The sequence below is a fragment of the Allobosea sp. GW821-FHT10B12 genome, assembly GCF_059415545.1.
This window is the reverse complement of sequence record NZ_JBWKNL010000001.1, coordinates 438,518-460,445: the sequence shown is the minus strand read 5'-3', so window position 1 is coordinate 460,445 and position 21,928 is coordinate 438,518. Positions and strand designations below refer to the sequence as shown.

Genomic DNA, 21,928 nt, shown 5'->3' with positions numbered 1-21,928 from the left:
GGTAAAATGCTGTTAAAACTGAAAGGAGAACTGAAGCACAGGTACAGATCGCTTCGCTTCGACGAAGCTGGATGCGAACGGGTGCTACTGCAGCCCCGGCAGGATGCTGGCGTATTTCGAATCCAGCAGCGGTCCGATCTGCCGGATCGTCGCAATGGCGGCGATCGAGACGAAGAACGCGATCATGCCGTATTCGAGCGCGGTCGCGCCGCGCCGGTCGCGCAGGAAGTCCATGGCAAGGGCAAAAAAGCGCTCCATGCCCACCGATTAGCGCAAAACTCCGGACAATTGGTTAATCCGAAGCGCGAAACGCGCAGTGGTCGCGCGGTGTGCTGGGCCGTCCTGACGGCTACAGAACAAGTTCCGGAAAGACCGGCTCGACCTTGCCGCCCCAAGCCCCTTGTTCGCGCACGGCCAGGCGTTCGGCGAGCGAGCGGCCGCTCTGGGCGATCGCCATGATCGGCTCGAGATAGAGCGTCTCGTCGCGGCCCTGGTCGTCGAGCCTAGCCCGGCGGGCGAGGCCGGTGCGCGACAGTTCGATCACCTCCCGCGCCAGCTCCCGCAGCGGACGGTTCGCAATCCGGGCGTTGAGCCCGGCCTTCGGCACGGTATCGCGCAATTGCTGGCGCTCCTCCGTGCTCCAGCCCTTGACCAGATCCCAGGCGGCCGAAAGCACGGCATCATCGTAGAGCAGGCCAACCCAGAAGGCCGGCAGCGCGTTCAGCATCTCGACCGGGCCGGCATCGGCGCCGCGCATCTCGATATAGCGCTTCAGCCGCACCTCCGGGAACAGGGTTCCGAGGTGATTGACCCAGTCCGACATGGTGGCGCGCTCGCCCGGCAATTGCGGGAGCTTGCCGGCGAGCAGGTCGCGGAACGAGGCGCCGGCGACGTCGTGATAGGTGTCGCCGCGCTTGACGAAATACAGGGGAACGTCGAGCGCCCAGTCGACATAGGCCTCGTAGGACATGCCCTCGTCGAAAGCGAAGGGCAGCATGCCGGAGCGGGCATTGTCGGTATCGCGCCAGATCTCGGAGCGCATCGACTGGAAGCCGTTGAGCCTGCCTTCGCTGAAAGGCGAGGCGGCGAAGAGCGCCGCGGCCAGCGGCTGCAAGGCGAGCGAGACCCGCAGCTTGCGGACCATGTCGGCCTCGTCGGCGAAATCGAGATTCACCTGGACCGTGCAGGTGCGGAACATCATGTCGAGGCCGCGCGTGCCGACCTTCGGCATGTAGTTCTTCATGATCTGATAGCGCCGCTTCGGCATCATCGGCGTCTGTTCGCGCGTCCAGAGCGGCGAGTGCCCGAGCGGAAGGAAGCCGATGCCGTGCGGTTCGGCCACCGCCTTCAGATCGGCGAGATGCTGGTCGAGCTCGCGCGCCGTCTCATGCACATTTGCAAGCGGTGCGCCCGACAGTTCGAACTGGCCGCCGGGCTCCAGCGAGATCGCACCACCGCCATCGGGGCCAGCGAGGCCGATGACGTGGCCGGCATCGAGGATCGGCTCCCAGCCGAGACGCGCCTGCATGCCCTCGAGCAGCTGCCGGATGCCGCCGCTGCGACCGGCCGCGGCGCCCTCATAGGGAACCGGGCTGAGATCGTCGCGATAAAACGGAAACTTCTCATGCTCGGTGCCGAGCCTGAATTCGGAAGCCGGCTTTTCACCCTGCGCGATCCAGCCGACCAGTTCGGCCTTCGAGCTGATCGGAGTCGAATCGGATACGTCGCGGGCCATGGGCGCTCCGGCATGCGTGCTTCGGCGCGCCGCCTGCCGATCTGGGCAGCCGGACAACGCGCCGGATCGGGTACCGCACAGGCAGCGGGAGTGGACGCTCCGCCGCACCATGCGTTGAGGAGCGCCAGCAATAGGCGAGCCGCGCCCATCCGACAACGAGCGCAAACGCGTGCGAACGCGCACCGACCTTGCATCAATGCATGATCACGACAGCGTCAGGCAGCGCCTCGCAGCAGATTTGCACCCTTCGGCGCGAACCGGTCGTCATCCGCATCGTCGGCGCGCGTCTGAGCGGCGATCCAGTCGGTGACGGCGACGAGCCCTGCCGCCTGACCGCCGGCCTTGGCGCGGGCCTCCTCGAAGATCGCGAGCTGCATGTCGGCGCTGGTGCCGCCGGCGACGATGTTGCGGCAATGCGCGAGATCGAGACCACAGCCGAGTGCAGCCGCATCCTCGTTCAGCAACTCCAGGAGCTCGTCGAGTACCTGCCCGACCGGAAGCATGGCGCGGCGCTTCTCGCAAACGAAGCCACCATGCAGGCCATAGCGCTGGGCGCGCCAGATGTTCTCGCCGGCGAGAGCGCGCGAGGCAGCCGTCAGATCGGCGTTGACACCGGGCTTGCGGGCAAGATGGCGCACGAGGCAGCGATAGAGCGCGGTGATGGCGAGCGTGTCGTCGAGCCGCGTGCAGCTGTCGGCGACGCGCAGCTCCAGCGTCGGATGCTGGTGCGACGAGCGGATCGCCCACCAGATGAAGCTGGAATCGCGCATGGCGCCAGACGCAACCATGGTATCGACATAGGTGCGATAGTCGGCAGCGTTGGCGAAAAGTTCCGGCAACCCCGTGCGCGGCAGCTCCGCATAGGCGCAGAGCCGATAGCCCATCAGCCCAGTGCGCCGCCCCTGCCAGAAGGGTGAAGAGGTCGAGAGCGCCAGCAGCAGCGGCAGGAAAGGCAGCATCCTGACCATGATCGAGATGCGCTGCTCCTCGTCCGGCACCTCGACATGGACATGCAGGCCGCAAAGCTGGTTGCGGCTGCCGAGCATCTGCAGGTCGCGCATGATGCCGTCATAGCGCTTGGCCTCGGTGGCGCGCTGGCGCACCCAGACGGCGCTCGGATGGGTGCCACAAGCGAGCAGCAGCATGTCGTGCTCGCGCGCAATCGCGGCCAGACCAGCGCGCAGCCGCCGCAGCGAATGGCGGGCCTGGGTCATGTTCTCGCAAACCGGCGTCGCCACCTCGATCTGCGATTGCAGCATCTCGCGCTGCAATTCCTCCGGAAAAGCAGCCTGTGCAGCCTCGATGAAACGCGGTGCGATCTTGCGCACGGCGCCGCGGCTTTCGGCATCGGACAGGAAATACTCCTCCTCGATACCGAAGCGGTAGGCGCTGCTCACCATGATGTCTCTCCCCCGTGGCGGGCCGCTCCGGAGCGAAGCAGCGGCGCCAGACTGCCAGTCAATTAGTCGGAACTGCGACCGGCGGCGCAGTTTCCACGCCTAAACGCGGAAGCCGCCATCGCGTTCCAGCCGGCGGAGAGGAAGCCGGCAGCATGCAAGTTACGGAGTTATTTGACGGACCAATCGCCCAATGTCGCCTGGACGACGGCGAGCGCCGCGACCGCCGCGGTGTCGGCCCGTAGGATGCGCGGGCCGAGTGACAGGCGCAGTGTCCGCTCGCGCTGCAGAATCGCGGTACGCTCCGATTCGTCGAAGCCGCCCTCGGGGCCGATCAGCACGGCGAGCGGCCCGCGCGGCGCTCGTTGCAGAGCGGCAATCGGGCTCTCGGCGTCGAGCGCCTCATCGCAGAAAATCAACAGCCGTTCCGGTTCGAGTGCGGCAAGCGCCGCCGCAAGCGGCTGCTCGGGCCGGATCTCCGGCAGGGCAAGGATGCCGCATTGCTCGGCCGCCTCGACCGCATTGGCGGTGAGCCGATCGAGATTGAGCCGCGAGACCTGGGTGAAGCGCGTCAGCACCGGCTGCAGCACGCCCGCCCCCATCTCGACTGCCTTCTGCGCCATATAGTCGAGCCGCGCATGCTTCAGCGGCGCGAACAGATAGATCAAATCGGGCGCGGGCGGCTGCGGGCGGGTCTGCTCCAACGCCTCCAGACTCGCCTGCTTGCGTCCCTCCGCCCGGATCGCACAAAGCCATTCGCCGTCGCGGCCGTTGAAGACGAGAATGCTGTCGCCGCTGCGCAGTCGCAGCACGTTGAGCAGGTAATTGGCCTGGTCGCGCGCGAGCTCCAGCACGGCGCCCGCCGCCAACGGCGCCTCGCTGTACAGCCGATGCTTGGTGAAATCCCGCATGCTCTTCGAATCCGATCCCGTCAGAATGGCGCGAAAGTCGCCACAATCCCACGCTATCGGCAAGCAATCTCGGTGAAATGCGAGCTGACGCTTGTTGGCGCAGGGCTCTGGCTGTTATGGAAAGGCCCGCGACGCCGGGACGGGCGTGGGTGATGGGACAAGAGCGGAGCGGATGATGCGGCGATACGCGACCCTGAAGCTGGCTGCAGCGCTGGTTGGCTTGGGCCTGGCCGAGCCGGCATTGGCGCAGGTGCCTTCGGGCTGCGAAAATATCCAGAAGCTCATGCAGGAGCGCCAGTCGATCGTCGGGCAGCTCAATGCCAATGCGAAGGCCAAGCGCAAGCTGACGCCGCAGCAGGCCTGCGGCATCCTGGGCCGGCTGGTCGGCAACGGCAATACATTGATCAAGTTCGCCAGCGCCAACCAGGACTGGTGCCAGATTCCGGCATCATTCGTCGACGGCATGAAGGCGGACAATGAAAAGGCCGGCGCCATCCGCGGCCAGGCCTGCAATGCGGTGAAACAGCAAGCGCAGATGCAGCGCCGGGCACAGCAGCAGGCGCAGCAACAGCAGGGCGCCAACCCGTTTGGCGGCACCGATTCCATCACCGGCGGCCCGATGCGCGTGCCGCAGGGCGCGCTCTAAGACGGCCGGCGCCACGATGGCGCCCTCGCCTCCCCTCACTGACGCACCACTTCCCGACGCGCTCAAGGGCCATTGGGTCGATACGCGCGCGCCCAAGCGCCTGCGGCCCTATCTCAAGCTCGCCCGGATCGAACGCCCGATCGGCTGGCAGTTGCTGCTGCTGCCGTGCTGGTGGGCGGCAGGGCTGGCGGCGATCGCGGCCGGCCAACCCCTCCCCAATCCCTGGCACTGCCTGCTCTTCCTGATCGGCGCCATCGTGATGCGCGGCGCCGGCTCGACCTTCAACGACATCGTCGACCGCAAGCTCGATGCGCAGGTGGCGCGCACCCGCGGCCGGCCCCTGCCCTCCGGCCAGGTCAGCGCGAAGGCAGCCGCCCTTTTCATGGTGGGATTGTCGCTGGTCGGCCTCGTCGTCTTGCTGCAGTTCAACCGCTTCACGGTGATCGCCGGCGTCGCCTCCCTGGCGATCGTCGCGATCTATCCGTTCATGAAGCGGATCACCAACATGCCGCAATTCGTGCTCGGCCTCGCCTTCTCCTGGGGCGGGCTCGTCGGCTGGAGCGCCGTGTTCGGCCAACTGGATGCCCCGGCCTATCTGATCTACGCCGCCGCAGTGTTCTGGACCATCGGCTACGACACGATCTACGCGATGCAGGACATCGAGGACGATGTGATCGCCGGGATCAAGTCGAGCGCGCGCTATTTCGGCGCCTTCACCCAGCAGGCCGTGGGCCTCTGCTATGGCGCGACGATCGCGCTCGCCGGCGTCGCCGCCTGGTTCGCCGGTGCCGGCCTCGTCGCCTTCATCGGACTCGGCCTGTTCGCCTTGCACCTGGGCTGGCAGGTCCACAGCATCGCCGGCGCCGACGGAGCCACGGCGCTGAAACTGTTCCGGTCCAATTGGCGCGCCGGCCTGATCCTGGCGGCCGGCTTGGCGCTCGATGCGCTGGTGAAGTTCGCCTTTTAGGACAGGATCTCGCCCCGGATCACGACTGGGCGTTCCGGCAGGCGGCCGGTCTTGCGCCGGGTCAGGAAGCGCGGGCGGCGGCCGGCGAGCAAGGCATGCCGGCGGCGGATGCGGATCGCGCCGAGCGCGACCCGGCCGATCTGCGGATAGGGTTCGGTGATCGCGCCATCGCTGGTCTCGAGGAGCAGCGGCAGGCCGCTGGTCCGGCCGGCATCGCGCCAGACGGCGATGGCATCGTCCTGATCGAGCACGGCGACGACGACGGAACGACCGTCGCCGGCGGTCAAAGCGAGCTGGAAACGATCGTCATCGGCGATCGCGCCGCCGGCCAGGCGCAGGGCGATCCCCCGCCAGCCGGCACCACCACGCAGGATGCGCACCGGCCCGACACGTTCGATGCGGGGCCCATCGGACTGCTGCGGCGCACGCGCCGGCTGCGAGGGCTGTCCGCTCTGGTTATCTGCGCTGCCGGGGAAAACGGGCGCACGCCCGACCTCCCCGGCAGCCGGCGTGACGCTGGCCATCGGTTTTAACGCCTCTCTTTTAATCCCTGCTGCCCGGAACCCTCTGTCGATGCGGGGTTCTCGTGCTTTGCAGGGAGGAGAGTGGCCGGAAGGATTGTCCGAGCGCTTAAGCTTGAGGGTTAAACAAAGGTGATGAAGCGGTTTTCGGCCTTCTTCCGGTTGGTTTCCCAGCTGATGCTTGACGGAATCTTTCTCGCGATGGTGGCTTTTTCCTTGTTCTGCCGCCCTGCAAGGCCGTAACGAAGCCCGATGACATCGACACCATTGCCAATCGCCCCGGACCTCTTGGCCGCGGTCGAAGCCGCCTGCCGTGAGGCCGGCCAACTCGCGCTCGACCTCTTCCGCCCTGGGGCGCAGACGGCCGCGAAGACCTGGGCGAAGGCTGGCGGCTCGCCGGTGACCGAGGCCGATATCGGCGTCGATACCTTCCTGCATGTGCGGCTGTCGGCGCTGCTGCCGGAGGCCGCCTGGCTCTCGGAGGAAACAGCGGACGACACGCTGCGCCTGTCCCGCCGCTTCGTCTGGGTGGTCGACCCGATCGACGGCACCCGCGCCTTCATGGCCGGCTCGCCCGATTGGGCTGTCTGCGTCGCTCTGCTCGACGAAGGACGTCCTGTTCTCGGCGTGGTGCACGCACCGGCAGCAGGCGCCACCTACACGGCGGTCAGGGGCGCCGGCGCCATGCGCAACGGCAAGCCGATCCGGACAACCGGCCTGGCCACACTCACCGATGCGCGGATCGCCGGGCCCAAGCCGATGCTCGACGCACTGGCGCGCCAGGACAGCTTCATCGCCGCCGACAAGATCCCCTCGCTGGCGCTGCGGCTGACCCGCATCGCCGACGGCACGATCGATGCCGGGTTGGTCTCGCCCGATGCCCGCGACTGGGACCTCGCCGCCGCCGATCTCGTGCTCAGCGAGGCGGGCGGGCAGGTCACGACGGCCGAGGGCGAGGCTCTCGGCTATAATCGCGAAGTGCCGGTCCATGGCATGCTGATGGCGTCGGGAAGCAGCCTCGCCGCTGCGCTTGCACTGGCGCTGCGCCGCCTGCGTGAGAGCCAGCCGCAGCGCAGCTGAACGTGTGGTGCAACGCCATTGCCGTCGCGTCAGGGCGAAAACTGCCGGAAATAAGCGCAAATTGTTGATGATCGGGCCTCGCGCGCGAGCGGCGGATGGCTTATCTGATCGCACGGCAAAAACGCAGGCGAGGCAGGTCGGAGCGGATCCGGCAGCGCTTCGTCCTGCTTTCGACGGACATTTCAGGACAGAAGGCCGGAGACGGACGATGAGCGCGAGCCAGGACACCAAGCAGCTGCTTCACCTCGTGATCGGCGGCGAGCTGAGCTCGCTCGACGGCGTCGAGTTCAAGGATCTTTCCAAGCTCGACATCGTCGGCGTCTACCCGAACTATGCCGCCGCTCATGCTGCCTGGAAGGCGAAGGCACAGGCGACCGTCGACCAGGCGCAGACCCGCTATTTCGTCGTCCATCTGCACCGTCTGCTTGACCCGTCGACGGCGCAGAGCTGATCCCAAGGCGATACTAGTCCGGTTCGATGGGATTTTCCCTGCTCAAGACGAAGTTCGCGCAGGAGGCGCTCGGCCGCAGCCTCGCCTATTATCTGCGCCTGGTCAGGCGCACGAACCGCTTCGTCGTCGAGCCAGCCGACGTCTATGAGCGCGTGCGCGGCGAACTGCCGCTGATCATCGCGATGTGGCACGGCCAGCACATCATGATCCCGTTCGCCCGGCCGGAGTGGATGCCGTCCTGCTCGCTGGTCTCGCGTCATGGCGATGGCGGCTTCAATGCGGTCGCCCTGCGCGAGCTCGGCATCGGCGCGATCCGCGGCTCGGGTGCCTCGGGCAAGAAGGTCCGCGAAAAGGGCGGCGCGCCGGCCTTTCTCGCCATGGTCCGGCGCCTCGCCGCCGGCGACACCATGGTGTTGACCGCCGACATCCCCAAGCGCGCGCGTATCTGCGGCCCGGGCATCGTCCAGCTGGCGCGCGCCTCGGGTCGGCCGATCCATCCGATCGCGGTGGTGACCAGCCGGCGGATCGATTTCAACAGCTGGGATCGCGCCTCGATCGGCTTGCCATTCGGGCGCGGTGCCATCGTCGTCGGCGATCCCGTATGGGTTGCGCGTGAGGCCGATGAAGCGACCTGCGAGGCGGCGCGACTGGCCGTCCAGGCCGGGCTCGACGCCGTGCATGAGCGCGCCTATGCGCTGATCGGCGCGCGCGACCCCGGCGCGGATCTGCGCGAGGCCCAGGCCGCCAAGGCTGCTGCCAAGGCCAACGCCGCATGATCGGCCGCAGCTTCATCATCAGCGCCTACCGGACGCTCACCGCCCTGCTCGAGCCGGCCGCAGCCGGCCTTCTGCTCTGGCGGCGCCGGCGTGGCAAGGAGGACCCGGCGCGCCTGTTCGAGCGACGCGGTCACCCCAGCGTCGAGCGGCCGGCGAAAACCCTGGTCTGGCTGCACGGGGCCAGCGTCGGCGAAACGGTGACGCTGCTGCCCCTGATCGAACGCCTGCAGCGGCGCGGGCTTGCCGTGCTGGTGACTTCGGGCACGGTGACCTCGGCGCGGCTCTTGGCGCAGCGCCTGCCGGCCGGGGCGATCCACCAATTCCTGCCGCTCGATGTGCCGCGCTATATGCGCCGCTTCCTCGACCATTGGCGCCCCGATCTCGGCCTGATCTGCGAATCCGAGATCTGGCCGAACCTGATGATCGAGGCCGGCAAGCGCGGCGTGCCGCTCGTCCTGATCAATGCGCGCATGTCGCAGCGCTCCTTCCAGCGCTGGTACAAGTTCCCGCAGACCTCGCGCTATCTGCTTTCCGGTTTCGACCGCTGCCTGGCGCAGTCGCAGGAGGATGGGCAGCGCCTCGCCCAGCTCGGTGCGCCGCGCGTCAGCATCGCCGGCAACCTGAAATTCGACGTCCCCGCTCCGCCGGCCGATCCCAACACGCTCGCCCTGCTCGATGGGCTGGCGGCCGGCAGGCCGGTCTGGGTCGCCGCCTCGACCCATCCGGGCGAGGAGGAGGACGTGCTCGCCGCCCATCTTGGCGTCCAGGCCCACCTGCCCAAGCTGCTCACCATCGTCGTGCCGCGCCATCCCGATCGCGGCGGCGAAGTGGAGGCGCTGGCCCGGGCCAATGGCGTCGCCAGCGCCCGCCGCTCGCTCGGCCACCTGCCCGAGCGCGATATCGACTTCTACATCGCCGACACGCTCGGCGACCTCGGCCTGTTCTACCGTTTGGCACCGGTCGCCTTCATCGGCGGTTCGCTCGCACCGATCGGCGGCCATAATCCGATCGAGCCAGCCAAGCTCGGCTGCGCCCTGCTGCACGGCCCGCTCGTTCATAAATCGGCCGATCTCTTCGCCGCCTTCGACGCCGGCGGCGGCGCCATCCAGGTCGCCGACCGGCAGGAGCTCGCCCAGGGCGTGCACCGCTGGCTCAGCGACCCCGCCGCTGCGCGCCAGGCCGCCCGCGCCGCGGCCCGCACCAGCACCGAGCTCAGCGGCGCGCTCGACCGCACGGTCCAGGCGATCGAACCGCTCCTGCTGCGCGCCGCCATCGGCCAGCGCGAGACCATCGACTGATGCGCGCCCCGGGCTTCTGGTGGCGCCCGGCGCCATCCGTCCTCGCCCGGCTGCTGCAACCGCTCGGGGCGCTCTATGGCGCGATCACGCTGAGGCGCATGCGCAAACCGGGCGCGCGGGTCGGGATCCCAGTGATCTGTGTCGGCAACTTCGTCGCGGGCGGCGCCGGCAAGACGCCGACGACGCTGGCCCTCCTAGCCAGGCTCGCCGCGATGGGCGAGACGCCCTTTGCCCTGACACGCGGCTATGGCGGCCGGCTGCCTGGCCCGGTGCGCGTCGACCTCGATCAGCACGATGCCGGGGATGTCGGCGACGAACCGCTGCTGCTCGCCGCGCGCCTGCCGACGGTCGTGGCCCGTGAGCGGCCGCTGGGCGCTGCGCTTGCGCGTGATGCCGGCGCCAGCCTCGTTCTGATGGATGACGGGCTGCAGAACCCCTCGCTGCACAAGGACCTGCGGCTCGCCGTCGTCGACGGCGGCGTCGGCGTCGGCAACAGCCTGTGCCTGCCGGCAGGGCCGCTGCGCGCGCCGCTCGCGGGACAATTCGGGCGGGTCGATGCGCTCGTCATCATCGGAGCGGGAGCGGCGGGCGACGATGTCGCCGCTCAAGCGCTGACCCTCGGCAAGCACGTGCTGCGGGCGAGTCTGACGCCGCCGGCCGATATCCAGGCCGCGCTCGCCGGCCTGCCGGTGCTGGTGGTCTCGGGGATCGGCCGGCCAGAGAAATTCGCGGCGACATTGCGCGCCGCCGGAGCGCGGCTGATCGGCGAGCACGCCTATGGCGACCACCACGCCTATACGGCGGGCGAGGTCGCGGCGCTGATCGCCGAGGCGAAGGCGAAGGCCTGCTGTGTCGCCGTCACCGAGAAGGACATGGTCAAGCTCGCGCCGCTTTGGCCCGCCGCCGAGCGCTCGCTGCTGCTTTGCGTGCCGGTCACACTCGCCTTCGAGGATGAGGCCGCTCTCGACGCGCTGCTGCGCGGATGTCTGGCAAAAAGCCGCTCAGGTGCGGCCGGCGCGCCGCACGCGCAATAAGACGGCCTCCGGCGAGGCATAGGCTTCCTGCCATTCCACCGACCAGTAGCGCAGGTCCTCGAGCCGGATCGGCGCGCCGGTGACGGCGCAGCGGACGAAGGCGCCAGGACGCACGACCCGGAACTCGCCATGGCCGTAATCGACCAGCGCTTCGGATCCGGAGGGAGGCAGGCGTTCGTTGATGTTCATCACGGGTCAGGACGATAAAGCGGCGACGGGCTAGCGTACAGGTTGCAGTTTGACGCAACCATCTCTGAAACCACGCATTGTTCCAACATGGTCTTTCTGTGATAGCGTCAGTTGCGATGATGTCCAGCCTGACCCGCGCCGTGACCCTGGCGATTGGTCTTGTCTCCCTGCTCGCGGTCCCCGCGATCGCAGGCGGCTATGAACGCGTCCGTATTCCGCACGACGATCACCAGCTCGATGCGGTGATGTTTCGTCCGACCGGGCCCGGGCCCTTTCCGGCGATCGTCGCGCTGCATGGCTGCGGCGGCCTCTGGCGCGAACCGGACAAGCTCTCGACACGGCATAGCGACTGGGGCGAGCGCCTTGCCGCTACCGGCTTCGTCGTGCTGATGCCCGACAGCTACGGCTCGCGCGGGCTCGGCTCGCAATGCGGCGTCAAGGACGTGACCATCCGCGCCAGCCGCGAACGCGTCGGCGACGCGATGGCGGCCCGGCGCTGGCTGCAGGAGCGCCCCGATGTACGGCGCGACGCGATCGCGCTGCTCGGCTGGTCCGGCGGCGGTTCCACCATCCTCGCCGCGATCCGCAAGGACCGCAGGCCGGCCGACCGCCAGCCCGACTTCGCCCGCGCCGTGGCGTTCTATCCCGGCTGCCGCACGCAATCGGAATCGGGCAGCTTCGAAGCCCGCCTGCCGACCCTGATCCTGATGGGCGATGCCGATGACTGGACGCCGCCCGCCCCGTGCGACTTCCTGACCAAAGCCGCCCGCGCCCGCGGCGAGCCGGTCGAACTCGTGCTCTATCCCGGCGCAGTGCATGATTTCGATCATCCCCGCCTCGACCGGCGCGAGAAGGAAGGCGTCGCCTTTTCCGCCTCGGGAACCGGCAAGGTCACCATCGGCACCGACCCTGCGGCGCGAGACGACGCGATCAGGCGGGTCAAGGCGTTCCTGCTGGGCAAGTGACCCCGCTCACGGCGGAGCGTCGGTTTTGGAACCGTTGTGCCGTCAGCGTACCGAGGCTGCGAGCGTCACCGCGGGCTTGTCGCCGAGCAGCGAGCGGGCGATGTCCTGAGCCAGGCAGCCATAGCCGGCATCGCTCATGTGGAAGCGGTCGCCGGCGAGCGCAGCCATGAAGCCCTCGGCGTCGCGCTGGTACCAGCCCAGCATCGCCTGATAGCGCGACAGCACCGGGACGGCCTGCGCCTTGGCGACCTCGGCGATGGCATCGACATAGGCGCGATAACGCGCCGTCTCCTTGATGCCGGGATAGAATTGCGGATCGAGGATGACGAGCCGGGTGCGGACCTGTTTGGCGGCCGCAATCCCATCGGCGACGAGTTGGCGGAAGGTGCCGAGATCGCCGCCCGTCACCGCATCGTTGGTGCCGACCTGCCAGATCACCAGATCAAAGCGGCCTTCGACCAGCGCGGCCTTGAGGCGCGAGAGTGTCTGCGGCGCGGTCTCACCGCCAATGCCGGCATTGACCATCTCGATGGCGCGGCCCGAGAGGCCCGTGCGCAGCAGCGTACCCAATTGGGCCGGGTAGGTCTTGTCCTTGCCGCTGGCGCCGATGCCTTCGGTCGAGGACGAGCCGATGGCGAGGATGCGCAGGGGCGCGCTGCCCTTGTTCCAGGTCGAAGCGAGATCGGCGGCATCGCGGGAGAGCGCCGACGGCCTGCAAACGAACTCGGTCGCGTTCGCCTGCTGCACTTGCAGGCCCAGAGGCGCAAGCATGGCAAAGGCACAAGCAAGGCGTATCCGGAAACCGGCGAGCATCAAGGAGCATTCCCCCAACCGCTATCAGGCAGCGATTAGCCAGCGCTAGCTGAACGCTATCTGAACGGAAGCTGGCTCATCCAAATTGGTGGTGAATGACCGGTTTTCGAAATGTCAGAACAGATCGCCCTGCCCGCTCCCCCCGGCCGGCTTGCGAGAGACTGGCCGTGGCGCTTGCGGCGAAGCCGTTCCGCCGGCCACGACGGCGCCAAAGCTGCCATCGGCGAGCGTGACCTGAAGGGATAGTCCCGGCCGCGCCGCCGTGGCGCTGCGCAGCAGATTGCCGTCCTCGTCGCGCACCAGCGCGTAGCCGCGCGCCAGCACGGCTTGAGGGCCAAGCGAGGCGGCAAGCGCCCAGACGCTGTCGAGCCGGTCACGACGACGCTGGATTTGACGCGCGAAAGCCGCCACCGCGCGCGCGGCGACGGAATCGAGCCGGTCGCCGGCGCGGGCGATACGATCACGCTCGGCTCGGAAGATCGCGCCACGCGCTGCGGCGAGCCGCTTGCCGAACCCGTCGAGGCGGGCGGCATGGGTCGCAAGCCGAGCAGCCGGCGATTGCGTATGCAAGCGGCGGTCGAGCTGAGCGAGGCGCTGTTCGTAAGCACGGGCATTGCGCGCCAGTGCCGGGCCGAGCCGTGTGGCTGCGAGATCGAGCCGTTGCCGCGGCGGCGCCAGCAGGTTCTCGGGCGTCGGCAAGGCGCGTGCGAGCGCGCGCAGATCGTTGCGTCGGCGTTCGGACAGGCGCAACGTCGCGCCGGAGAGCCGACGCGACAGATCCGTGACCTGCCCCAGGAGCTCGGCCCGCACCGGCACGACCTTCTCGGCCGCGCCGGTCGGCGTGGGGCTACGCAGATCGGCGGCATGGTCGATTAAGGTGACGTCGGTCTCGTGGCCGACCGCCGAGACCAGCGGGATCAGCGAGGCGGCGGCGGCGCGCACCACCACCTCCTCGTTGAAGCCCATCAGGTCTTCGAGCGAGCCGCCGCCGCGCGCGACGATGATCACATCGGGACGCGGGATGCGGCCGCCTTCGGGCAGCGCGTTGAAGCCGGCGATCGCATTGGCGACCTCGGCCGCGCTGCTCTCGCCCTGGACGCGCACCGGCCAGACCAGGACATGGCGGGGAAAACGTTCCTCCAGCCGGTGCAGGATGTCGCGGATGACCGCGCCGGTCGGCGAGGTGACGACGCCGACGACGCGCGGCAGGAAGGGGATGAGCTGCTTGCGGCCGGCGTCGAACAGGCCTTCGGCGGCGAGTTTCTTCCGGCGCTCCTCCAGCAGCGCCATCAGCGCGCCGATGCCGGCCGGCTCCAGCGAATCGATGATGATCTGGTAGCTCGACTTGCCGGCGAAGGTGGTGATCTTGCCGGTGGCGATGACCTCCAGCCCCTCCTGGGGCTTGGTCTTCAGCCGGCCGAAGACGCCCTTCCAGATCACCGCGTCGATCTTGGCGTTGGCGTCCTTCAGCGAGAAATAGACATGGCCGGAGCCAACCGGGCCACGATAGCCGGAGATTTCGCCACGCACGCGCACAAAGCCGAAGGCATCCTCCAGCGTGCGCTTGAGCGCACCGGAGAGATCGGAGACCGACCATTCGGGGGCATTGCCGGCAGGCTGGGGCGATTCGTTGTCCATGGCGCGAACTTAGCGGCGCAAGGACGCAAGCAGAAGCGTTGCTCCGTCAGCCTGCGGCAGCTATTGCGCCTTTGAGCAAGCGGAGAGAGGCGATGAACATTCTTCTGATCGGGTCCGGCGGGCGCGAGCATGCCCTGGCCTGGGCGATCTGCGCCTCCCCTCTCTGCGACAAGCTCTTCATCGCCCCCGGCAATCCCGGCACCGCCCAATGCGGCGAGAATATCGTGCTCGATATCGCCGACCACCGCGCCGTCGCCGATTTCTGCAAGCTGATGAGCGTCGGCCTCGTCGTCGTCGGGCCTGAGGGGCCGCTGGTCGAGGGCATCACCGACGATCTCGAAGCCGCCGGGATCAAGACCTTCGGTCCGTCCAGGGCCGCGGCGCAGCTCGAAGGCTCGAAGGCCTTCACCAAGGAACTCTGCGCCGAGTTCGGCATCCCGACCGCTGGCTTTGCCCGCTTCACCGACGAGGCCGCGGCCAGGGCCTATGTCGCCAAGGCCGGCGCGCCCTTGGTGATCAAGGCTGACGGGCTCGCCGCCGGCAAGGGCGTGGTCATGGCCGAGACGGTCGAAGAGGCCAATGACGCGCTGGCGATGATGTTCTCGGGCGGGCTCGGCGCGGCCGGCGCCGAGGTCGTGATCGAGGAGTGGATGATCGGCGAGGAAGCGAGTTTCTTTGCGCTCTGCGACGGCACCCATGCGCTCGCCCTCGCCTCGGCCCAGGACCACAAGCGCGTCGGCGATGGCGACACCGGTCCCAACACCGGCGGCATGGGCGCCTATTCGCCGGCTCCGGTCATGACGAAGGCCCTGGAAGCGCAGGTCATGGCCGAGATCATCCAGCCCACGCTGGCGGGCATGAACCAGCGCGGCGCGCCGTTCAAAGGCATTCTCTATGCCGGGCTGATGATCACCACCGACGGCCCGAAGCTGATCGAATACAACACCCGCTTCGGCGATCCCGAATGCGAGGTGCTGATGCCGCGCCTGAAGAGCGATATCGTCCCGGCCCTGCTCGCCGCGCGCGACGGCGTGCTCAACGCCGTCGACCTGCGCTGGTCCGACGATGTCGCGCTGACGGTGGTGATGGCTGCGAACGGTTATCCGGGCACGCCCGAGAAGGGCAGCGTCATCAAGGGTATCGACAAGGCCGCCGCCGAGAAGGACGTGCTGGTCTTCCACGCCGGCACGCAGGCGAAGGATGGCGACATCGTCGCCAATGGCGGGCGCGTGCTCAACGTGGTGGCGCTGGGCAAGACCGTCAGCGAGGCGCAGGCCAAGGCCTACGCAGCCGTCGATCTGATCGACTGGCCCGGCGGCTTCTGCCGCCGCGACATCGGCTGGCAGGCCGTGAAGCGCGAGCGTGAAGGCTGACAAGGCGATCGCGGCATCGTATATATCGAGTAGCAATCGATATATACACGAGGATGCCATGGCCATCCTGATCAAGGACCCCGAAACGGACCGCATCGTCCGCGAACTTGCCGCACGCACTGGCAGGACGATCACCGATGCGGTCAAGACAGCGGCGGAGCGCGAGCTCGCCGAGCTGCCGCCTCGCAAGGGACGGGTCGACAGAGCGAAGATCGAGAAGCTGCTCGCCGAGATCGACGCCATGCCTAAGATCAACGGTGATCTCAGCGATGACGAGATCATCGGCTATGACGAGAACGGCGTCCCGTCGTGACCACCTCGCCGATTGTCGTCGACAGCTCGGCGATCATCGCGATCCTGCTCAAGGAGCCGGAGCGCGCGTTGTTCGTCTCCGTCCTCGACGACAGCCACGATGCCTGCTGTTCGGCAGTCACCTTCGTGGAAACCTTTATGGTGGCGATGAGCCGCGTGCCGGACTTCACGTTCGAGCGCTACATCGCATTGATGGACGGCTTCGGCATCCGGCGCATTCCCGTCGACGACGAGCAGAGCGTGATGTCGGCCCAAGCCTTCCTGCGCTTCGGCAAGGGCCGCCACCCGGCCAAGCTCAATCTCGGCGACTGCTTCTCCTATGCTCTTGCCAAATCCTTGAACGCGCCTCTGCTCTACAAGGGCGAGGATTTCGGCCTGACGGACATCGCCGCGGCCGTACCGTCACAGGAGTAGCGGCCATGACCAATATCGACAGCCTCTTCCCCGGTTTCGAAGCGCGCTGGATCGACGGGCCGGTCGGCAAGATCTTCGCCCGCGTCGGCGGCGAGGGACCGCCGGTGGTGCTGATCCACGGCTTCCCGCAAACCCATGCCGAATGGCACGAGATGGCGGGCGAGCTGGCGAAGACGCACACCGTCGTCTGCCCTGATCTGCGCGGCTATGGCTGGTCGGCAGCGCCGCATGGCGATGGCGGCAAGGCGCTCTACACGAAGCGCAGCATGGGCGAGGACATCGTCGCCCTGATGAGCGCACTCGGCTTCAACCGCTTTGCAGTGATCGGCCATGATCGCGGCGCCCGCGTCGCCTATCGCCTCGCGCTCGACCATCCCGGCCGCGTCGAGCGGCTCGTCCTGCTCGACATCCTGCCGACCGTGTCGATGTGGGAAGGCATGAATGCGGCACGCGCCATGCAGGTCTATCACTGGACCTTCCTGGCCCAGCCCGAGCCGGTGCCGGAGAAGCTGATCCAGGCCGACCCGGCCGGCTGGCTCGACCACACGATCGCAAGCTGGACGCGGGCCAAGACAATCGAGGCCTTCCACCCGCTGGCCATGGCCGCCTACACCGACTCCTTCAGCGACCCTTCGCGCATCCATGCTGCCTGCGAGGACTACCGCGCCGGCGCGACCACCGATCTCGACCACGACAAGGCCGATCTCGGCGCGGGGAAAAAGATCCTCTGCCCGATGCTGGTGCTCTGGGGCGAGGCCGGTATCCCGGCCAAGGGCGCAAGCCCGCTCGCAATCTGGCGCGAGACCTTCGCGCCGCAGGCGGAGGGGCAGGCGATCGTCAGCGGCCATTTCCTGCCGGAGGAAAATCCGCAGGACACGCTCGCGGCAGTGAAACCTTTCCTCGCAAGGGAGGTTGCCTGAGCGGCTCCCGCACCGCAACATCAGGCTATGACCAGCGTCTCCAGCCCCCTCGCCCGCCTGCCCGATCCGTCCGGCCCCGAGCTCGTCCTCGTGCTCGGCTCGGGCGGCGCGCGCGGGCTCAGCCATATCCCGGTGCTGGAGGCGCTCGACGAGCTCGGCCTGAAGCCGGCGCTGATCGCCGGCTCGTCGATGGGCGCGATCGTCGGCGCCGCCTATGCCGCCGGCCTCTCCGGCCGCGACCTGCGCGCCCATGTCGAGGCGAGCTTCCGCGACCGGGCAAGGGTGATCGCCAGGCTACTCGAAGCGCGCATCGGCAAGATCGCCGATCTCTGGCGCGGCGGGCTCGGCAACCCCGTGCTGATCGACGGCGAGCGCCTGCTCGACCTGTTCTGGCCGCAAGCGGTGCCGGATCGCTTCGAGGAGCTCGGCATCCCCTTCCTCTGCGTCGCGACCGACTACCATCTGCATGACGAGGTCGTCCTCGGCAGCGGCCCGCTGACGCCGGCCGTCGCCGCCTCGCTGGCGATCCCCGGCCTGGTCAAGCCGGTGACGATCGGCGGGCGGGTGCTGATCGATGGCGGCGCGATCAATCCCCTGCCCTATGACCGGCTGCTCGGACCGGGACGTCTCGTCCTCGCGGTCGACACCAGCGCGCCGGCGACCGTCAGCGACAGCCGTGTGCCCGAACCATTGGAAGCAATGGTCGGGGTCTCGCAGATCCTGACGCGGGCGCTGGTCCAGCGCATGATCGAGCGCCAGCCGCCGGACATCCTGATCCGCGCCGGCGGCGAGGGCTTCGGCGGGCTCGACTTCTTCCGCTGGCAGGCGATCCTCGAGGCAGCCCAGCCGGCGAAGGAAGAGGTCAAGCGGAGGCTGTCAGAGGCGCTCGAACGGGCGGCGTGACCGCTTCCGGCTCGTCGCAGCGGAAGCCCGGCAAGCCGGCCTCCAGCGCCACACGTCCCTCCTCGGTGAGGATGACGGCGCGGCTGTCCCTGATCCGCGTCACCCAGCCCATCTCGAAGCAGCGGCAGGCCAAGGCCGCCGCGAGCGAACCGGCGAGATGCGGCCGGCGCTCGCTCCAGTCGAGGCAGGGCCGCAGCGCAGCGCGTTTGCCCTTGCTCGCAGCAGCGGGGTCGATCCCGAGCCCGGCGAAAAGCGCGACACCGGAGCGGGTCAGCCCATAGCCGCCATCGGCGACGGTGAGATGGCCGCCGGCAACGAGCGCATCATGGATCGCGATGCCGAGGCGGCCGGCGAAATGGTCGTAGCAGGTGCGGGCGCGGGCGAGATCGGCGCCGACGCGCGACGGCAGGCGCCGCCCGTTCGCCTGGCCGCCGGAGAGCACCATCAGCCCTTCGAGAGCGGCGGCAACCTCCGGCCCGGCGAGCCGATAGTAGCGATGGCGACCCTGCACGGCGACGCCGAGCAGACCGCCCTGCATCAGCTTGGCAAGATGGCCGCTCGCCGTCTGCGGCGCTACGCCGGCGAGAAAAGCGAGCTCCTTCGCCGTCAGCGCGCGCCCGTCCATCAGCGCATGCAGCATGTTGGCGCGGGCGGGGTCGCCCATCAGATGGGCGATCTCGGCGAGATAGGGTCCGTTCGCGGCCATCAGCCGGCCTCCTGTTAACTGGCCCATCATCGCGCGCCGGCGCTCACGGGCAAGCAGGAACGCTACGGCGAGAACCGTAGTATCGACGAGCGACAGCGCGGGTCAGGACTGCAAGAAGTCACAGCATCGCAATCGACCGGATCGGCAGGGCCATGGACCAGACGACGCTCCTCACCTTCATCGCCGCGACCTTCGTGCTCGCCGGCTTCGTCAAGGGCGTGATCGGGCTCGGCCTGCCGACGATCGCCGTCGGCGTGCTCGGCGTGGTGATGGCGCCGGCGCAGGCCGCGGCGCTGCTGGTCATCCCCAACCTCGTCACCAATAGCTGGCAGCTGACCGGTCCGAAGCTGAAGGCCATCGCGATCCGGCTCTGGCCGATGCTGGCCGGGACCTGTGTCGGCACCTGGGCCGGCGCCGGGCTATTGGAGAAGGCCAAGGACGGCTCGGCGACGCTCTGGCTCGGCATCGCGCTGGTGCTCTATGCGCTGGTCGGCCTGAAGGCCGCCAAGCTGCGCGTGCCCGAGAAGACCGAGATCTGGCTCGGCCCGCTGGTCGGGGTCATCACCGGCGCCGCCACCGCCGCGACCGGCGTCTTCGTGCTGCCGGCCGTGCCCTATCTGCAGGCGCTCGGCTTCGACAAGGACGAGCTGGTGCAGGCGCTCGGCCTCTCCTTCATCGTCTCGACGATCGCCCTGTCCTTCGGGCTGGTCGGTGCCGGCGCGCTCGATCTCAAGGTCGCCGGCGCTTCGTTGCTGGCGCTGCTGCCGGCGCTGGCCGGGATGTGGTTCGGCCAGGCGATCCGGCAGCGCATCTCGGCCGCGACCTTCAAGATCTGCTTCTTTGCCGGGCTGCTGGCGCTGGGCGGCTATCTGGTCGCCCGGACGATGCTGTGAGCGAAAGCCTGCGGATTTTTGCTCGGACCCACGCCGTCATCCTGGACAAGCGGCGCAGCCGCGCAGCTCCGGGATCCATCGTAGGGCTCCGAAGCTCTACGATGGATCCCGGGACGAGCTTCGCTCGCCCAGGATGACGATGATGGTTCTGTGGAAATTCGCCCGCTCAGCGCCCGCGCCCCGCATAGGCCAGCCGGCGGCTGCGCTTGTGCCCATACCAGGCGATCTCGCGGTCACCGACATCGACATGGACGAGGCCGTTCGAATAGGAGCCGACGCCGCCGACGCTCTCGATCGCCTTGGCGACGGCAGCGGCGTTGCGCGGCGAAGTGGCGAGCGGGCGGAAATCGATGGCGTTGCCGCGATAGTGCTGGGAGTTGCGGGCGTGGCGGCCGCCGCAGGTCGAGGTGATCTGGATCGGGCCGATCTTCGCGGTGAGTTCCTTGATCATGCCGAGGGTTTCCGGCTTCAGGCAGCCCAGCCCCTTCACCTGCGGCTGGAACGAGATCTTCGCGAGATGGGTATCGGCGGCGAAGGATGGGGACACAGACCAACAGGCCGCGGACAGCGCAGCCAACGCAACTTTACGCATAGTGGAGATTTACCGACTTAGGGGAATGGAAGGCTCAAGCCACCATTCCTTGGTCTGGCCGAGCAGTGCAGCGGCGACCTACGGACGATACAAGGCAAAAACATGGCAGTTTAAGACAGATATTCGAAATCCGATCAGCTCGTGACTTTCCTTACACCACCAGGACTAATCCTATCGAACTAACCAATCGGCTAAATACTAAATTACACAACTATCTATCGAATCACAATATACGACAAAAGTCCGCATGATTACATCTGAATACAGTTTTGACAGGAACCGCTCAAGCATTCGCGCAGCCGCTCGGGAATCTGCCGCGACCGCGCAGTCCTGAGACCGTTTCGGCCGGCTAGAGTCCGAACGCGGAGGGGTAGCTGACCGAGCCGCGCTGTCCCGCCAGCGCTCCCGGCACGAGTTCCAGCGCCATGAAGGCTTCGCCGGAGAAAGGCGAGGCGAGATTTTGCGCCAGCGCTGCCGAGAAGCCGAAGCGCGGATAATAGCCGGGATGGCCGAGCACGATCACGGCCTCGGCCCCTACAGCCCTCGCCTCATCGAGCGCCGCCGCGATCAGCCGGCCGCCGATGCCCTGCTTCTGCAATCCCGGCCGCACCGCCATCGGCGCCAGCGCCAGGGCCTTCACGGCGCGGCCGTCCATCATCGTCGGCAGCCAGCTGAGCAGGACATGGCCGATGATCACACCACCCTGCTCCGCGACCAGCTCGACCGCGACGAGGCCATCGCTGCGCAGGCGCTCGACGATGCCGACCTCCTCCTCGCCGCCGAAGGCGGCGCGGTTGAGCCCGGCAATGGCTTCCACATCGGCCGGAGCTGCTGCCCGTATGACCTCCGCCATCAGCGCTTCCCCCGGAAGAAATCGCGCAGCAATTCGGCCGCCTCGCGCTCGCTCAGGCCGCCATAGACCTCAGGCGCATGATGGCAGGTGGGGCTGGAATAGAGCCTGACGCCGTTCTCGACCGCGCCGCCCTTCGGATCGGAAGCGGCGAAATAGAGGCGCCTGACCCGGGCGAAGGAGATCGCCGCGGCGCACATCGGGCAGGGTTCGAGCGTGACATAGAGATCGCAGTCGATCAGCCGCTCGGACTGGATCGCCTCGCAGGCCAGCCGGATCGCCAATGTTTCGGCATGCGCCGTCGGGTCCTTCAGTTCGAGCGTGCAGTTGCCGGCACTCGCCAGCACCTCACCGCCCCGGACGATCACCGCCCCGACCGGCACCTCGCCGCGCTTCGCCGCGGCGCGCGCTTCAGCCAGCGCCAGCGCCATCGGCGCGGCCTCGACCTGCTTTGCGTCGATCGATCCCATCGAACCTTCATCTTTGCCGCTCGCAGCAGGCGAAAACGCCTGCTACAAGCGCCGGCTAATACCAGATTCAAGAG

At 68.0% G+C, this 21,928-nt stretch carries 26 protein-coding genes; 14 read left to right on the top strand and 12 right to left on the bottom strand.

From position 1 onward, the window contains the following. Window positions 1-84: 84 nt before the first annotated feature. The 4 genes from AC07O0_RS02200 to AC07O0_RS02185 form a co-directional block, all read right to left on the bottom strand. Complete coding sequence (locus AC07O0_RS02200; protein WP_494619657.1) at window positions 85-258, bottom strand: Flp family type IVb pilin; 174 nt, start codon at window positions 256-258, stop codon at window positions 85-87. Window positions 259-349: 91 nt separating this feature from the next. Next, window positions 350-1,735 (bottom strand): glutamate--cysteine ligase, encoded by a 1,386-nt coding sequence (locus AC07O0_RS02195; protein ID WP_494619655.1) that lies wholly within the window; start codon window positions 1,733-1,735, stop codon window positions 350-352. 215 nt (window positions 1,736-1,950) lie between these two features. Next, a complete protein-coding gene (locus tag AC07O0_RS02190; protein WP_494619654.1) occupies window positions 1,951-3,135 on the bottom strand; it encodes a carboxylate-amine ligase in 1,185 nt (394 codons plus the stop codon). Between the two features lie 167 nt (window positions 3,136-3,302). Continuing rightward, window positions 3,303-4,043: a 16S rRNA (uracil(1498)-N(3))-methyltransferase gene (locus AC07O0_RS02185; RefSeq protein WP_494619652.1), complete on the bottom strand. Its 741-nt coding sequence runs from the start codon at window positions 4,041-4,043 to the stop codon at window positions 3,303-3,305. Between the two features lie 91 nt (window positions 4,044-4,134). Here AC07O0_RS02185 and AC07O0_RS02180 point away from each other — a divergent pair, with 91 nt between their 5' ends. Continuing rightward, window positions 4,135-4,689: a hypothetical protein gene (locus AC07O0_RS02180; RefSeq protein WP_494619650.1), complete on the top strand. Its 555-nt coding sequence runs from the start codon at window positions 4,135-4,137 to the stop codon at window positions 4,687-4,689. 16 nt (window positions 4,690-4,705) lie between these two features. Continuing rightward, complete coding sequence (ubiA, locus tag AC07O0_RS02175; protein WP_494619649.1) at window positions 4,706-5,656, top strand: 4-hydroxybenzoate octaprenyltransferase; 951 nt, start codon at window positions 4,706-4,708, stop codon at window positions 5,654-5,656. On the opposite strand, the gene AC07O0_RS02170 is transcribed toward ubiA, so the two are convergent. After that, window positions 5,653-6,180 (bottom strand): DUF6101 family protein, encoded by a 528-nt coding sequence (locus AC07O0_RS02170; protein ID WP_494619647.1) that lies wholly within the window; start codon window positions 6,178-6,180, stop codon window positions 5,653-5,655. The two genes, ubiA and AC07O0_RS02170, sit on opposite strands and share 4 nt — an antisense overlap. A gap of 249 nt (window positions 6,181-6,429) precedes the next feature. Here AC07O0_RS02170 and AC07O0_RS02165 point away from each other — a divergent pair, with 249 nt between their 5' ends. The 5 genes from AC07O0_RS02165 (at window position 6,430) to lpxK (ending at window position 10,816) form a co-directional block, all read left to right on the top strand. Beyond that, window positions 6,430-7,257, top strand: a complete 828-nt coding sequence (locus AC07O0_RS02165; protein WP_494619646.1) for a 3'(2'),5'-bisphosphate nucleotidase CysQ — start codon at window positions 6,430-6,432, stop codon at window positions 7,255-7,257. 208 nt (window positions 7,258-7,465) lie between these two features. Further along, window positions 7,466-7,708, top strand: coding sequence for a DUF4170 domain-containing protein (locus AC07O0_RS02160; RefSeq protein WP_494619645.1), 243 nt, complete (start codon window positions 7,466-7,468; stop codon window positions 7,706-7,708). Between the two features lie 26 nt (window positions 7,709-7,734). Continuing rightward, window positions 7,735-8,484, top strand: coding sequence for a lysophospholipid acyltransferase family protein (locus tag AC07O0_RS02155; RefSeq protein WP_454026432.1), 750 nt, complete (start codon window positions 7,735-7,737; stop codon window positions 8,482-8,484). Beyond that, window positions 8,481-9,782: a 3-deoxy-D-manno-octulosonic acid transferase gene (locus AC07O0_RS02150; protein WP_494619644.1), complete on the top strand. Its 1,302-nt coding sequence runs from the start codon at window positions 8,481-8,483 to the stop codon at window positions 9,780-9,782. Before AC07O0_RS02155 ends, AC07O0_RS02150 begins: the two co-directional genes overlap by 4 nt. Beyond that, window positions 9,782-10,816 (top strand): tetraacyldisaccharide 4'-kinase, encoded by a 1,035-nt coding sequence (gene lpxK, locus AC07O0_RS02145; protein ID WP_494619642.1) that lies wholly within the window; start codon window positions 9,782-9,784, stop codon window positions 10,814-10,816. The genes AC07O0_RS02150 and lpxK overlap by 1 nt, the downstream gene beginning before the upstream one ends. Here the strand turns inward: lpxK and AC07O0_RS02140 are convergent. Then, the gene (locus tag AC07O0_RS02140) at window positions 10,784-11,005 is read right to left on the bottom strand and encodes a DUF2093 domain-containing protein (RefSeq protein ID WP_494619640.1); all 222 of its coding nucleotides are present in this window, start codon (window positions 11,003-11,005) and stop codon (window positions 10,784-10,786) included. The genes lpxK and AC07O0_RS02140 overlap by 33 nt on opposite strands. Before the next feature lie 119 nt (window positions 11,006-11,124). On the opposite strand from AC07O0_RS02140, the gene AC07O0_RS02135 reads away from it, so the two are divergent. Continuing rightward, window positions 11,125-11,970 (top strand): dienelactone hydrolase family protein, encoded by an 846-nt coding sequence (locus tag AC07O0_RS02135; RefSeq protein ID WP_494619639.1) that lies wholly within the window; start codon window positions 11,125-11,127, stop codon window positions 11,968-11,970. Window positions 11,971-12,012: 42 nt separating this feature from the next. Here AC07O0_RS02135 and AC07O0_RS02130 read toward each other — a convergent pair whose 3' ends face one another. Both AC07O0_RS02130 and xseA read right to left on the bottom strand, forming a co-directional pair. Beyond that, the gene (locus tag AC07O0_RS02130) at window positions 12,013-12,741 is read right to left on the bottom strand and encodes an SGNH/GDSL hydrolase family protein (protein ID WP_494619638.1); all 729 of its coding nucleotides are present in this window, start codon (window positions 12,739-12,741) and stop codon (window positions 12,013-12,015) included. A 156-nt stretch (window positions 12,742-12,897) separates the two neighbouring features. Next, complete coding sequence (gene xseA, locus AC07O0_RS02125) at window positions 12,898-14,421, bottom strand: exodeoxyribonuclease VII large subunit (RefSeq protein ID WP_494619637.1); 1,524 nt, start codon at window positions 14,419-14,421, stop codon at window positions 12,898-12,900. 92 nt (window positions 14,422-14,513) lie between these two features. Here xseA and purD point away from each other — a divergent pair, with 92 nt between their 5' ends. The 5 genes from purD to AC07O0_RS02100 are packed head-to-tail and all read left to right on the top strand — an operon-like array spanning window position 14,514 to window position 18,343. Continuing rightward, window positions 14,514-15,794, top strand: a complete 1,281-nt coding sequence (gene purD, locus AC07O0_RS02120; protein WP_494619635.1) for a phosphoribosylamine--glycine ligase — start codon at window positions 14,514-14,516, stop codon at window positions 15,792-15,794. A gap of 58 nt (window positions 15,795-15,852) precedes the next feature. Continuing rightward, window positions 15,853-16,107, top strand: a complete 255-nt coding sequence (locus tag AC07O0_RS02115) for a type II toxin-antitoxin system VapB family antitoxin (protein WP_494619633.1) — start codon at window positions 15,853-15,855, stop codon at window positions 16,105-16,107. Beyond that, window positions 16,104-16,520, top strand: coding sequence for a type II toxin-antitoxin system VapC family toxin (locus AC07O0_RS02110; RefSeq protein WP_494619632.1), 417 nt, complete (start codon window positions 16,104-16,106; stop codon window positions 16,518-16,520). The genes AC07O0_RS02115 and AC07O0_RS02110 overlap by 4 nt, the downstream gene beginning before the upstream one ends. Window positions 16,521-16,525: 5 nt before the next feature. Beyond that, window positions 16,526-17,440, top strand: coding sequence for an alpha/beta fold hydrolase (locus AC07O0_RS02105; protein ID WP_494619630.1), 915 nt, complete (start codon window positions 16,526-16,528; stop codon window positions 17,438-17,440). A gap of 27 nt (window positions 17,441-17,467) precedes the next feature. After that, window positions 17,468-18,343 carry a patatin-like phospholipase family protein gene (locus AC07O0_RS02100; RefSeq protein ID WP_494619628.1) on the top strand — a complete coding sequence of 292 codons (876 nt, stop codon included), beginning with the start codon at window positions 17,468-17,470 and terminating at the stop codon, window positions 18,341-18,343. Here the strand turns inward: AC07O0_RS02100 and AC07O0_RS02095 are convergent. Next, entirely contained in the window at window positions 18,303-19,049 is a 747-nt protein-coding gene (locus AC07O0_RS02095) for an ArsR/SmtB family transcription factor (protein ID WP_494619626.1), read from the bottom strand. The genes AC07O0_RS02100 and AC07O0_RS02095 overlap by 41 nt on opposite strands. A 152-nt stretch (window positions 19,050-19,201) precedes the next feature. On the opposite strand from AC07O0_RS02095, the gene AC07O0_RS02090 reads away from it, so the two are divergent. Then, on the top strand, window positions 19,202-19,942 hold the full coding sequence (locus AC07O0_RS02090; RefSeq protein WP_494619624.1) for a sulfite exporter TauE/SafE family protein: 741 nt from the start codon (window positions 19,202-19,204) through the stop codon (window positions 19,940-19,942). 166 nt (window positions 19,943-20,108) lie between these two features. Here AC07O0_RS02090 and AC07O0_RS02085 read toward each other — a convergent pair whose 3' ends face one another. From AC07O0_RS02085 to AC07O0_RS02075, 3 genes are all read right to left on the bottom strand, one after another. Then, window positions 20,109-20,489 carry a hypothetical protein gene (locus AC07O0_RS02085; protein ID WP_494619622.1) on the bottom strand — a complete coding sequence of 127 codons (381 nt, stop codon included), beginning with the start codon at window positions 20,487-20,489 and terminating at the stop codon, window positions 20,109-20,111. A gap of 394 nt (window positions 20,490-20,883) precedes the next feature. After that, a complete protein-coding gene (locus AC07O0_RS02080) occupies window positions 20,884-21,387 on the bottom strand; it encodes a GNAT family N-acetyltransferase (RefSeq protein ID WP_494619620.1) in 504 nt (167 codons plus the stop codon). After that, complete coding sequence (locus AC07O0_RS02075) at window positions 21,387-21,815, bottom strand: nucleoside deaminase (protein ID WP_494620640.1); 429 nt, start codon at window positions 21,813-21,815, stop codon at window positions 21,387-21,389. Before AC07O0_RS02075 ends, AC07O0_RS02080 begins: the two co-directional genes overlap by 1 nt. Between the last annotated feature and the right edge of the window lie 113 nt (window positions 21,816-21,928).